Annotated in this window: 14 protein-coding genes; all 14 read left to right on the top strand. The window is 36.3% G+C overall.

From position 1 onward, the window contains the following. Positions 1 to 128: 128 nt before the first annotated feature. The 14 genes from KAS42_01960 (at position 129) to KAS42_01895 (ending at position 11,779) form a co-directional block, all read left to right on the top strand. Positions 129 to 749, top strand: a complete 621-nt coding sequence (locus KAS42_01960) for a dephospho-CoA kinase (protein MCK4904997.1) — start codon at positions 129 to 131, stop codon at positions 747 to 749. A 157-nt stretch (positions 750 to 906) separates the two neighbouring features. Then, positions 907 to 2,163: a transcription termination factor Rho gene (gene rho / locus KAS42_01955; protein ID MCK4904996.1), complete on the top strand. Its 1,257-nt coding sequence runs from the start codon at positions 907 to 909 to the stop codon at positions 2,161 to 2,163. 344 nt (positions 2,164 to 2,507) lie between these two features. Beyond that, complete coding sequence (gene rpmE, locus KAS42_01950) at positions 2,508 to 2,714, top strand: 50S ribosomal protein L31 (GenBank protein MCK4904995.1); 207 nt, start codon at positions 2,508 to 2,510, stop codon at positions 2,712 to 2,714. Between the two features lie 235 nt (positions 2,715 to 2,949). Continuing rightward, positions 2,950 to 4,005 carry a peptide chain release factor 1 gene (prfA, locus tag KAS42_01945; protein MCK4904994.1) on the top strand — a complete coding sequence of 352 codons (1,056 nt, stop codon included), beginning with the start codon at positions 2,950 to 2,952 and terminating at the stop codon, positions 4,003 to 4,005. 252 nt (positions 4,006 to 4,257) lie between these two features. Then, complete coding sequence (gene prmC, locus KAS42_01940) at positions 4,258 to 5,121, top strand: peptide chain release factor N(5)-glutamine methyltransferase (protein MCK4904993.1); 864 nt, start codon at positions 4,258 to 4,260, stop codon at positions 5,119 to 5,121. Further along, complete coding sequence (gspG, locus tag KAS42_01935) at positions 5,121 to 5,564, top strand: type II secretion system major pseudopilin GspG (GenBank protein ID MCK4904992.1); 444 nt, start codon at positions 5,121 to 5,123, stop codon at positions 5,562 to 5,564. Before prmC ends, gspG begins: the two co-directional genes overlap by 1 nt. Continuing rightward, positions 5,533 to 6,222 (top strand): type II secretion system protein, encoded by a 690-nt coding sequence (locus KAS42_01930; GenBank protein MCK4904991.1) that lies wholly within the window; start codon positions 5,533 to 5,535, stop codon positions 6,220 to 6,222. The genes gspG and KAS42_01930 overlap by 32 nt, the downstream gene beginning before the upstream one ends. Then, complete coding sequence (locus KAS42_01925; protein MCK4904990.1) at positions 6,219 to 6,728, top strand: prepilin-type N-terminal cleavage/methylation domain-containing protein; 510 nt, start codon at positions 6,219 to 6,221, stop codon at positions 6,726 to 6,728. Before KAS42_01930 ends, KAS42_01925 begins: the two co-directional genes overlap by 4 nt. Before the next feature lies 1 nt (position 6,729). Next, positions 6,730 to 7,440 carry a type II secretion system protein gene (locus KAS42_01920; protein MCK4904989.1) on the top strand — a complete coding sequence of 237 codons (711 nt, stop codon included), beginning with the start codon at positions 6,730 to 6,732 and terminating at the stop codon, positions 7,438 to 7,440. 113 nt (positions 7,441 to 7,553) lie between these two features. Further along, positions 7,554 to 7,868, top strand: a complete 315-nt coding sequence (locus KAS42_01915) for a hypothetical protein (protein MCK4904988.1) — start codon at positions 7,554 to 7,556, stop codon at positions 7,866 to 7,868. Between the two features lie 48 nt (positions 7,869 to 7,916). Next, on the top strand, positions 7,917 to 9,062 hold the full coding sequence (locus tag KAS42_01910) for a general secretion pathway protein GspK (protein ID MCK4904987.1): 1,146 nt from the start codon (positions 7,917 to 7,919) through the stop codon (positions 9,060 to 9,062). Positions 9,063 to 9,244: 182 nt separating this feature from the next. Beyond that, on the top strand, positions 9,245 to 10,780 hold the full coding sequence (locus KAS42_01905; protein MCK4904986.1) for a PilN domain-containing protein: 1,536 nt from the start codon (positions 9,245 to 9,247) through the stop codon (positions 10,778 to 10,780). Positions 10,781 to 10,810: 30 nt separating this feature from the next. Further along, the gene (locus KAS42_01900) at positions 10,811 to 11,182 is read left to right on the top strand and encodes a four helix bundle protein (protein ID MCK4904985.1); all 372 of its coding nucleotides are present in this window, start codon (positions 10,811 to 10,813) and stop codon (positions 11,180 to 11,182) included. A gap of 72 nt (positions 11,183 to 11,254) precedes the next feature. Continuing rightward, positions 11,255 to 11,779, top strand: a complete 525-nt coding sequence (locus KAS42_01895; GenBank protein ID MCK4904984.1) for a hypothetical protein — start codon at positions 11,255 to 11,257, stop codon at positions 11,777 to 11,779. Positions 11,780 to 12,089 lie beyond the last annotated feature (310 nt).

Below are 12,089 nucleotides of genomic sequence, written 5' to 3'. Positions count from 1 at the left end.
CGAGGACTAAAGTCCCGGGAATGCTTTGCATTCCACGGGGAAAGGTTTCCGGTTCATAGAAATGCATCCATAGAAATCGCGAATGCGATTTCAGGGTGCGAATTGCAAGGGTATAATCAAATTCCCAAATGAAACGAGGGAATTCTCAAGTGAAAATAATCGCAATTACCGGTGGCGTTGCTACAGGAAAGACAACAGTGGCAAAAATTCTTTCTTCGCTTTTAAAAGCAAAGATAATAGATGCCGACGAGATTGTTCATGAACTCCTTGTCCCGGGAGAAAAAACATGGAAAGAAGTGGTTCGGTGTTTTGGGGAAGATGTTCTAAGAAAAGATTTGTATATAGACAAGAAAATATTGGGACAGTGTATTTTTGGCGATATTTCTCAAAGAAAAAAATTAGAACAAATTGTTCATCCTGCGGTTAAAAAAAATATAAAAGAAAAATTAAAACAACTTAGAAAAGATCATCATGAATGGGTAATAGTAGACATACCGCTTCTTTTTGAAGCTAAAATGCAGAAGATGGCGGATAAAGTAATAGTCGTTGTCAGGAAACGGAAATTCCAACTTGAAACTTTGCGTAAAATAAAAAAATTATCTGCGAAAGAAGCAGAAAATAGAATTAATTCGCAGTTGCCTTTATCCGAAAAAGTAAAACTTGCTGATTTTGTGGTTGATAACAACGGCGAAATTCAAGAAACAGAAAAACAAGTAAGAGAAACACTTTTTTCTCTTAAAAATATGTAGCAGACAAAGTAAACCCCGTTAGAGAACAGAGTTCTCTAACGGGGTAAAGAAACATTTTCAACAATTTATCCATCGTTTGAAATGGATATAAAAATCAAATAGTGAGTAAGGAGGAAAACATATGAAGCAGGAATTGGACGTTAACAAAGCTGTAAATATCAATATGTGGGAGCTTAAACAAAAAACTCTAAAAGAATTGGAAAGTTTAGCTTTAGACATGGGATCTAAAAACGGTAAAGGTAAAAACAAAGATGAACTTGTAGTTGAGATTCTCCAAAAGCAGAGCGAAAAAAATGGCTATGTTTTTGGAGAAGGAGTCCTTGAAATTCTTCCTGAAGGGTTCGGATTTTTACGCTCTGCCAATTTCAATTATAATCCGTCTTCGGATGATATTTACATTTCGCCGTCGCAGATTAGAAGATTTTCTATGCATACGGGCGATTTGGTTTCAGGTCAAATCAGACCTCCCAAAGAAACCGAAAAATATCCTGCGCTTGTAAGAGTAGAAGCAGTTAATCATGATAACCCGGAAAATACCAAAAAAATAAAGGGTTTTGATGAATTGACGCCTATATTCCCGGGTCCGTGTTTTATTCTTGAAACAGACCAGCGGGAATTAGCCACGAGAGTAATCGATATGCTCATTCCTATCGGAAAAGGACAAAGAGGTTTAATTGTTTCTCCTCCCCGCGCCGGTAAAACGGTTTTGTTGAAAAAAATTTCCAATGCTCTTACCATAAATTATCCCGAGGCACTCCAGTTTATTCTGTTGATAGGAGAACGCCCCGAAGAAGTAACAGACATGAAGCGTTCGGTAAAAGGAGAAGTAATAGCCGCTACTTTTGATGAATCTCCTGAAAGGCATATACAAATATCAGAAATTGTGCTCAATAAAGCAAAGAGACTTGTAGAGCATAAGCGTGATGTAATTATACTATTGGATTCAATAACGCGGTTGGCAAGAGCATACAACGCAATTATGCCGCCGGGCGGAAAACTATTGTCTGGCGGTGTGGATTCTAACGCGCTTATAAAACCAAAGAGGTTTTTGGGAGCCGCGCGAAATGTTGAAGAAGGAGGCAGTCTTACAATTATAGGAACTTGTTTAGTAGATACCGGAAGCAGAATGGACGATGTTATATTCGAAGAATTCAAGGGCACGGGAAATATGGAGCTGGTTTTGGATAGAGGTCTTGTAGATAAGCGAATCTTCCCTGCCATAGATGTGGAACGCTCCGGAACAAGAAAAGAGGAAGTGTTGATAGGAGAAGAAAATTTGAGAAAAATATACATGTTAAGAAAAGCAATAACCCCATTGAGTTTGATAGAAAAGATAACTTTGCTTTTTGAAAGATTAAACAAAACCAAGGACAACAAAGAGTTCCTGGAAAGTATGAATTTAAAGGAAGTTTAAATCTGTAATTTAAAGGAAGTTTAAATCTATAATTTAAAGGAAGTTTAAATCTGTAATTTAAAGGAAGCATGATAAAAAGAATTTCCAATATCCCTGCCCGACAAGATTTGGCAGGCGGGCAATTCCTAATTTCTAATAAAAGTATAATGTTAAAATGTTGTAATTTTTTGAAATTGGAAATTTCATTAGGAATTTTATAAGTTCGGCGTGGATATACATAGAAATACGTAGTATGCAGGCGATATATTTCAACATATTTCCCCGCCCGACAAGATTTGGCGGGCAGGCATGTATTTCTATTTATTTCATTGTACTTTTGTATAATTAACCAAAGGAGGTCTAAAATGAAAAAGGACATACATCCTAAATATGAAAAAATTACGGTAAGATGCGCTTGTGGAAACGCTGTAGTTACTCGTTCCACAAAGAAGGAAATGAAAGTGGAAATATGTTCCCAATGTCATCCGTTTTTCACCGGCAAACAAAAATTCATAGATACGGCAGGTCGAGTGGAAAAGTTTGAAAAGAAATACGGCAAGAAACAAAAATAGAAAAAATATACATAAATGCGCAAAGTAATTTTAATTAGTAAGATTGCCTAAATTGTTTTACTTACTACTTCCCATAAAAAACTTTGCGCTTTAATTCTCCGATGCTTCGATGCGGTCCGATGACTCTCCGACGAGTCCGAAAACAACTGTCGGAGTTCTTCGGACCGAAAAGACGGAGTATACGGACTCTTCGGAGAGTCCGACAGAATCGTCGGACCTTAGTGTTTTAAAAAAGATGAATATAAATATAGAAGGGCATAAATTAGAACAAGAGTATTTGAGAATTACCGACATCCTTTCTTCTCCCGATATCATTAAAGACCCTCCTCGTTTAAAAGATAACAGTCGTCTCTTGAAAGAATTGGACCCCAAGATAAAGATATTTAGAGCATATAAAAAAGTAATCAACGAAATCGAAAAGCTAAAAAAGTTGCTTACAAAAGAAAAAGATTCGGATATGGTAGGTCTTATTGATGAAGAATTAAAAGGATTAGAAGAAAGAAAAGTTTCTTTAGAAAATCAGTGGGACAAACTTTTAAATCCCGTTTCCAAAGAAGAACAGGGAAATGTGATTATGGAAATAAGGGCGGGAACAGGCGGCGACGAAGCGGCGCTTTTTGCAAGAGACCTGTTCAAGATGTATTCTAAATTTGCAGAAAAAAAGGAATGGAAAATAGAGGTAATGGACTCGAGTATTTCCGAAAGAGGCGGGTTTAAAGAAGTAATTTATGTAGTAGAGGGTGAAGGTGTTTGGTCACAGTTGAAATACGAATCCGGAGTTCACAGGGTCCAGCGTGTGCCTGAAACCGAGACTATGGGCAGAATTCATACCTCAACGGCGACAGTAGCTGTTCTTCCCGAAGTAGGGGAGGTGGACGTGAAAATAAATCCAGGGGATCTTGATATAGGAACATTTAGAGCTTCCGGTCCCGGCGGACAACATGTGAACAAAACGTCTTCTGCGATTCGTATTGTGCATAAACCCTCAGGTACAAGAGTTCAATGTCAAGACCAAAAATCTCAGCATCAGAATAAAGAAAAAGCTTTGAGAGTGCTTAAAGCAAAGCTTATCAAATTCTATACAGAGAAACAGACAGAAGAAATATGCGAACAGAGGAAAAGCCAGATAAAAGGCGGAGAAAGAAGCGATAAGATAAGAACATATAATTTCCCTCAAGCAAGAATCACAGACCATAGAATTAATAAAACCTTTCATAGATTAAAAGACATTTTAGACGGTAAACTGGAAATATTAACCCAAGTTTTAAAAGAAAATTTAGAAGAAAAGTAGTTTGGCAATATATCTCAATATATATCTATGTATTTCAATTGTATTTCGGTGTTGTGTGTCATTCCCGAATAGCTTTTATCCCCAATAAAAACACTTGGGGACGAATCTATTTATGACGAAAGAATGGATTCCTGCTTACAACATGCAGGAATGACAAAAGTGGAGTTTACCCCTGCGGAAAAAAGTGGAGTATACGGACTCTTCGGATAATCCCGAACTTTGAGATTATATCGGAGCTTTGGGACAAATAAAATGAAACTACAAAAAGCCTTATCCTGGGGTATTGAATCAATAAAAGCGGCCGGCATACAAGATGCCCACGTCGACGTTTTGGCTTTTTTGTCGCATGTTCTTGTTAAAGAAAAAAGCTATATATATTCCAATTTATCTATGCAATGTCCTGAAGTTGTTTTTAAAAGATTCTCATCTATGGTAGAAGAAAGAGTACGACATTATCCTTCGGCTTATATTATGGGAAAAAGAGAATTTATGTCATTGAATTTTATGGTAAATAAAAATGTGCTTATCCCACGCCCCGAAACGGAACATTTAGTGGAAGAAGTCTTAACCCTTTTCCCTCAAGCAGACGATAGCGCTTATGTTGGGCTGGATATTGGAACAGGTTGCGGTAATATAGCTTTGTCATTGGCTAAATATAATCGCAATTTTCATATATATGCTACCGATATTTCATCTAAAGCCATTAAAGTTGCCCGTGAAAATAGAAAACTGTTGAATTTAGAAAAATCGGTTTCTTTTATCAATTGTAACTTATGGGATTATTTCAAAAATGAAAAGTGGAAAGGCAAAATAGATTTTTTGGCAAGCAATCCTCCTTATGTTAGAAGCGTGCAGTTAAACGATTTAGCTGTTGATTTGTCTTATGAGCCGCAAAAAGCTTTAGACGGCGGCGCAGATGGATTGCATTTTTATGAACCTTTGGCTGATGCAGGCAAATTCCTTTTAAAGAAAGGCGGTTATCTGATAATGGAAATAGGGCAGGGGCAAGGAGAATTCGTGAAAAATATTGTGCGAAATAAAAAAGTTTTTGAAGACATAATCGTAAAAAAGGATTATAGTGGCATTGATAGAATGATAATTGCAGGGAGGAAATGATGATGAAAAATAAAAATTACCAATCTGGTTTTACCCTTATTGAAATAATGGTAGTAGTTGTCATAATTGGATTGTTAGTAGCGATTGTGTCTCCAAGAATAATGGTTCAATACGAAAAGGCAAAGGTAACTCAAACAAGAACCCAAATAAGAAATTTAGAACAAACATTGAAACTGTTTAAGTTAGACTGTGGTTTTTATCCCTCCACAGAACAGGGCTTAAAAGCTCTTGTGGAAAAACCGACAGTAGGAAAAATACCGACAAGTTATGATGAGGGTGGGTATTTGGAAAAAGGCAAAGTTCCTTTGGACGCATGGGTTAATCCATTTATTTATTTAAGTCCGGGCTTATACGGCGAATTCGATATAATATCCTTGGGAAGAGACGGAAAAGAAGGCGGAGAAGGCTTTGATGAGGATATCTACTCTTGGGATATGGAGTAAACGATTGCGGATTTCAGAATTCGGATTTTGGAATATAGAAATAAAGAAAAAAATAAAAGTGCGACATGTTGGTTTTAAATCCGCAATCTCCCTTAGAAATTCTATGGAATTTCAAGGACCAAAGTCCCGGAAATCTTTCAGATTTCTCGGGGGCAATCTACATTCAGCAATCCAAGGGGGGTTTACCCTTATTGAATTGTCTCTTGTTATTTTGGTTATCGGCATAATTTTGTCGCTTGTTTTGCCTAATATCGGTATTCACAAATCGAAGTTAGAAAAAGAAAGACAAATCGAAAAAATATCCCAAACTATAAAATCCGTATATGATTTATCCCAAATCCAAAACAAAGAAATCGTTCTTTCGTTTAATTTAGACGAAAACAAATTCCAAGCCGTATCTTTAATTGACGGAGATGAAGAGTTTTTACTTCCCGAAAAAAAATTAGGCTCCGCTTTGAAAATAAAAGATATAGTCAATTTCAAAGGCGATAAAATTACCGAAGGCACAATTTTTTTAATTTTTAATCCCGCAGGTTTTGTCGAGCCGGCGACTATTCATTTTATTGATAGCGACTCAAAATTCTATACTCTTTTTATAAATCCTTTAACGGGCCAAAGCCGTGTTGAGAATGGATATTGGGAGGAAGAAATGATATGAAAATTAAAAATTACCAATTATCCCTAGAAAATCAGAGATTTTCAGGGACTCAATCCTCGGAATTTCAAAGAAATTCCAGAGGGTCAATTACCAATTTCCAATTGGGTTTTACCCTTTTGGAGGTACTAATTTCTCTTGCAATCGTAGGTCTTACTCTGACGGTTCTAATCCATTCGCAACTTTTATCTATAAGGCAGGCAATGAAAGCAAAATATCATACGACAGCTATATTTTTGGCAAACGAAATTCTTTCGGATACATTTATGCAGGAAAATCCGCTTATGAGAACCGAAGACGGGAAATTCCCTGTCCGCTTTGCATCAGGCGGGGAGTTGGCAGACGAAGAAGATTATCCGGAATTTTTTTGGCAAAGAGAAGTAGAAAATTCTGATATTGACGGATTAAAAAAGATTAAGATAACAGTGTCCGGCCCTGAAAATACCCAGATTATTCTTAATACTTATCGCTTGCAATCCAATATTATGCAAACAGGAACGAAAAGATGATATGAAAAATTACCAATTTCCAATTCTCCCCAGAAAATCAGAGATTTTCGGGGACTCAATCCTCGGAATTTCTTTGAAATTCCAGAGGGCTAATTCCCAATCACAAATCCACAATGGGTTCACCCTTGTCGAGCTTCTTATTGCAGTGGCAATTTCCAGTATAGTTTTTTTGGCGATTATTTCCACTTATTCACTGACATTAAAAACGCTGGATAAATGGGATAGCAGGCAAGAGGATTATTATCTTGCTCGAAATGTATTTAGGAAAATGCGCAGTGAAATATCCTCTGTTTATTTTATTACCGATTCACAAGCTGTTTCGACATTGCAGGAAAAAACCGATTATAACGGTCTGGAAGGCGATGAAAAAACTTTTAGTTTTTATACTACGGCAAAATCTTTATATTTCCCGTTTACATGTTTAACGAAAGTTACTTATAAGTTTATTCTTGATGATGAGGATAAGGGTTTTCTAATAAGAGAAGAAGAACCTATTGTGAATTTTACATTAGACGAACACAAATACCTTAAATCTTATGTTTGGAGCGATAACTTGAAAAATTTCAATTTCAAATATTCGGACGGAAAAGATTGGTTGGACAGTTGGGATATCCAACAGACTGAGAAAATATTAAAAGCTGTCAAAATTGAATTAATTTCATCGCACGAAGAAAAATTTTCAACGGTAATATATATTCCCACAGAAATATGAACAGCAAATCAGAAATCAGAAAACAGAAAACAGATTGAAGTATATCCCCCCTAGTCCGCCACTGATACAATGGCGAGACTAACAGGGGGGACGCCCAAAGAGTTGAATTTATTTTGTTAACAGCTTTGGGCGCAGAGGACAGAAGACAGAAGAAAAAATGGGAAAACATACTCTCTCTTGTCATTGCGAGCCAAAGGCGAAGCAATCTCAAATACGAGATTGCCACGCTCACCGCGTTCGCTCGCAATGACACATCAGAGTTGGCAGAAGACAGAATAAACAGAAAACAGATGACAGAGGGCAGAAAACAGACGACAGACAATGTATTTTCTGCTCTGTTATTCCTGCTTTCTTTTTGTCATTCCTGTGAAAACAGGAATCCAATGATGTTTTATTATCCGCCTCTATTGAGTGGCGAGAAACTGTAACTAATAGCGTATAGTTATGAGGTGAGGACAACAGAAAACAGAGGACAGATGAAAGCAAAAAGAATTCGCAATCTCCGAAGGAGTCCGATATTCAGTCTCTTCGGTCCGAAGAACTCCGACAGTTGTTTTCGGACTCGTCGGAGAGTCATTGAACCGAAATCCGAAATCAAACATTTAATTTTTAATAAAAAAGGCGTGGTTCTTATTTTCACGCTTATTATGATTGCTGTTTTAAGCGCTCTTACAATTAATTTATCGAGCAAAATGAATCAGGAGCTTTTACTTTTAAAAAATTCCTCGGACTATCTTAAAGCATCCTCATTGGCTGAAGCGGGAATACAATATGGGATTGCAATTCTTAAAATGGATGACGATTTTCAAGCCGATTGGTTGGCTGAAGGCTGGGCGGAAGAGGTAATCCTGTCCGCCCGCTCGCCTATGGCGGGATTGACCTTTGACGAAGGAACTGTGAAAATAAACACAATAGACGAAAGCGGAAAAATAAATCTGAATTATCTTAATACGGGAAAAGAAAGAGAAAAGAAATTGAAAATTGAGCAGATGTTAGAGCTTTGCGACAATATTGGTTTAGATTATGCTATCATTCCCGCTATCATAGACTGGATAGATGCCGATTATGAGATTAGCGAACTTTTGTCTATAACAGTCGGCGAAAATAAAGGAGCTGAAAGCGAATACTATGAGGATTTACCTATACCGTATCCATGCAAAAACGCGTCTTTTGACATAACCCAAGAGCTTATGATGGTAAGAGGCATAGAAAAAGAAAATTATTACGGACAAAACGGCTTAGTAAATTTCATTACTGTATTTGCCGGAGGGAAAATAAATATTAATACAGCAGGCAAAGAAGTTTTAAAAGCCACATTGCAGGCTTCAGTTTCTTCTTTTGAAGAAGAACAAACGGAAATTTTTGAGTTAATAGATGATATCGCTGTCACTTCTATAATTGATTGGAGAATCGATAATCCGTTTTACGACCTTTCATCTCTTGAGGAATTTTTCCCCGAAGATATAGTTAATAAAATATTGCAATCCAAACTTTTTGATGTTAAAAGCAACATTTTCACTATCACATCTAATGCCAAAGTTGGTAAAATAGAAAAGAACATAACTGTGGTTGTCGAAAGAAACCGAACCGATATAAAAGTAAAATATTGGAATGAAAACTGATACAATTATTTGATTACGGAGATGATAGCATTGCTGTCATTGCGAGCGACTAAAGGGAGCGCGGCAATCTCATCATTTGGGATTGTTCCGAGTCTGTCTTTGAGATTGCTTTGCAGTTTCAGGGATTAAGTGCCCGCAATTCTTTGAATTGCAGGGTATAATCATATTTTAGGATATAGAAAATGAAAAAGATTTTCGCTTTCCAAAAAGATAAAAACGACCTAAAGCTGTTGTTCTTTCATATAAAAGACAACGCAGTTTTTATAGAAGATTATCAACAAAAAGAAATTGGTGCCGAAGGCAGTGCTTCGGATATTATCAAGCAATTTCTCTCGTATAACAAAGCAAAGGTTTTTAGAACAGTTTGTTTCTTGCCTTTATCGTCTATTTATTTAAGAAAGCTTGCTTTTCCTTATAGAAGTATATCCAAAATAAAAAAGAGTATAAGATTTGCCATAGAGCCGCATATCCCTATTCCGGTAGAATCTGCGAAAGTATTTTTTCAACCGATTTACGCAAAAAATAGCAACCAGCCCCGTTTTTATGTCAGCGGCGGGATTGAAGTCATATCGTTTGTTGTTCCTGAAGTTCTTTTAAACGAACAATTGGAACTTATAAATTCTTGCGACCTGGTTTGTAACGAGATTTATCTTGAGCCGCTTTCTATCTTTAACTTCTTGATTTCCCGTATTAAAATAAAACAAAACGTGTTGTGGCTATATGTTGGTAACGACACTACATATGTTTTTTCCGCGCTTAAAGACGGAATGCTTTCAGATTTAAGGCAGATACCAATTGGCAGGAGTGAACTTATAGAAGGAAAAGACGAATTGACAAGAGAAATAAGTACAGTTCTTCTTTCTCAAACTTCGCAACTTTCCGAAAATAAAATTTCAGAAATTTATGTGTCTGGCTTGCCCATTGCCGAAAAGCAGGCGGGCAGGCCCACCACTAAAGAGCAGGCGGGCAGGCCCGAAATCTGCGATTGGCTGGCTGAAAATTTCAATATCCCCGCCAAAGCGATAGAACTTGACGAATTGTTATCCGTAAATCAAGCCGCCGATTCCTCTAAACAGTCGCAAGCAGAACACGTAGAAAATAATGACGAAAAAACTCTTACATCAAAACCTTTGGCTTTAGGGTTTATCCCTGAAATTCTTTATGCCGGTTTGTCAACAAACGCAGCTGTTTTGAATTTTTATCCTCCCGTTTTGCAGGAGAAAGAAAAAAGAGGTATACGAACAAGTTTTTTTCTTGCAATTTTCGTATTAATTGCGATTACTTTCCGTCTCCAATTTGAAAGAAATATATACGAGCGTAAATTTGATGTTATAAACTCGCGGATAAAAGGAATTTTTGCGGAAACTTTCCCCGATGCTGTGGACAAGAGGACTCCGCTTATCCAGATGAGAGCCATAGTCAAAAATTTAAAAGACAGCTCTTTAACAACAGATGTTGTTTCTCTAAGCCCTTTGGAAGCATTAAGGGGAATATCCCAAAATTTAGACAGGAATTTACAGATAGAGTTAGACTCTTTTAGAATAAAAGAAAACGATATAACAATTGCCGGAAGCGCTTTGTCATATGGCGATATAGATAAAATAAAATCAGCCTTGGAAAATTCACCGCTATTTTCGAAAGTCGATATCGAGTCTGCGCAGACAACGGCTCAAGGAGTGTCGTTTAGATTGAAAATAACTCCGACTTTGAATAAATGAGATATAATAAATCAAAAATCAAAAATTAAAATGCAAAATGACAAATCAAAATTCAAAAAGGAATTCCAACAAAGATTATATAATTTTGTTCTAAAGCTTATAGAATTCCTGGATAAATTACCAAAAGACAATGTATCAAGAAGAATTGGAGACCAATTATTAAGAAGTGGCACAAGTATTCTTGGCAACTATATAGAAGGACAATCAGCCAGCAGTAAGAAAGATTTTACTAATTATTTTAACACTTCGTTAAAATCTACAAATGAGAGCAAAATATGGGTGTCTTTGCTTAGGGATAGCAAACGTGCCACATCTGAAGAAGTTGTGTGGTTTCTTAAAGAATTAAACGAAATCGGCAATATTTTTGCTTCAAGCATTTTGACTCTTAAGGGAAAAAAATAATTTTACATTTTAATATGTAGATTTGATATTTGATTTTTTAATTTTGCATTAATATTGTAAAGTGAGGACATTTTGAATAAAAAACTTACACTTTTTACGGGATACGGTATTATCTTTATTCTTCTGTATTTATTGTTATTTGTATTTCCCACATTGAACCGAATAAGCGTTTTAAAAAAGACGATTCCTATTAAAGCGCAGGAAGTCAATGAAATGCAGATACTAAAACAAGAATATCTTGCCGCCAAAAAAGAATATGTTCCCGCATTATCCTCAACGCAGGAAAACGAAAGTATTTTTTCTTTGGTCGAAAGAATTGCAAGGGTGAGAGGACTTGCGGATAATATTTCCTCAATAAAACCTGTCACTTCGTCTATGCCTGTTAGAACAGATTTATCGGCAAAAACAGAAGATTTCCGAGAAGCGAGTGTAGAAATAAGAATGAAAAACCTTTCTTTGCAAAACCTTGTTAGTTATCTTTACACTCTGGAAAGCACCCCCTACAATTTAAATATAAAAGAGATTCAGATAACTTCTCCAAAAGAAAAATTATCTATTGAAGTAACTTTTATAGCTTCAAGATTGGAGAGGAAATAATAATAAAGATTACGCAGATTTATAGAAAAGATTACAGCGATTGAAATTGATAAAGTGTAAATAATAGCGCATAGTTGTGAGGTGAGAGGTTAAAAATAGTTTATGGTGGATAGTTTATAGTTAATATCTATAAACCATAGACTGTCAACTATAAACTGTGTTTCGTTTTAAACTTGGCATATAAATTGCGTGATAATTCTTAACATCAGAAGTATTGTAGTTGCCGATTCATCGGCGTATTAAACCGATTCATTGGCAAAGAAAGCCCACCCGTCTGCTACGAAGCGGGCAGGTAAATGGGCAACTACGA

The sequence above is a fragment of the bacterium genome (genome assembly GCA_023135785.1).
Classification (GTDB): domain Bacteria; phylum CAIJMQ01; class CAIJMQ01; order CAIJMQ01; family CAIJMQ01; genus CAZNJA01.
This window is presented reverse-complemented; position numbering and strand designations above follow the sequence as displayed.

Excerpts from the sequence above, each read along its gene's own strand:
- KAS42_01920 (MCK4904989.1), top strand. The coding sequence starts at position 6,730 with ATGAAAAATTACCAATTTCCAATTCTCCCCAGAAAATCAGAGATTTTC.
- prmC (MCK4904993.1), top strand. The coding sequence starts at position 4,258 with ATGAAACTACAAAAAGCCTTATCCTGGGGTATTGAATCAATAAAAGCG.
- KAS42_01905 (MCK4904986.1), top strand. The coding sequence starts at position 9,245 with ATGAAAAAGATTTTCGCTTTCCAAAAAGATAAAAACGACCTAAAGCTG.
- prfA (MCK4904994.1), top strand. The coding sequence starts at position 2,950 with ATGAATATAAATATAGAAGGGCATAAATTAGAACAAGAGTATTTGAGA.
- KAS42_01925 (MCK4904990.1), top strand. The coding sequence starts at position 6,219 with ATGAAAATTAAAAATTACCAATTATCCCTAGAAAATCAGAGATTTTCA.
- KAS42_01930 (MCK4904991.1), top strand. The coding sequence starts at position 5,533 with ATGAGGATATCTACTCTTGGGATATGGAGTAAACGATTGCGGATTTCA.
- KAS42_01900 (MCK4904985.1), top strand. The coding sequence starts at position 10,811 with ATGCAAAATGACAAATCAAAATTCAAAAAGGAATTCCAACAAAGATTA.
- gspG (MCK4904992.1), top strand. The coding sequence starts at position 5,121 with ATGATGAAAAATAAAAATTACCAATCTGGTTTTACCCTTATTGAAATA.
- KAS42_01960 (MCK4904997.1), top strand. The coding sequence starts at position 129 with ATGAAACGAGGGAATTCTCAAGTGAAAATAATCGCAATTACCGGTGGC.
- KAS42_01910 (MCK4904987.1), top strand. The coding sequence starts at position 7,917 with ATGAAAGCAAAAAGAATTCGCAATCTCCGAAGGAGTCCGATATTCAGT.
- rpmE (MCK4904995.1), top strand. The coding sequence starts at position 2,508 with ATGAAAAAGGACATACATCCTAAATATGAAAAAATTACGGTAAGATGC.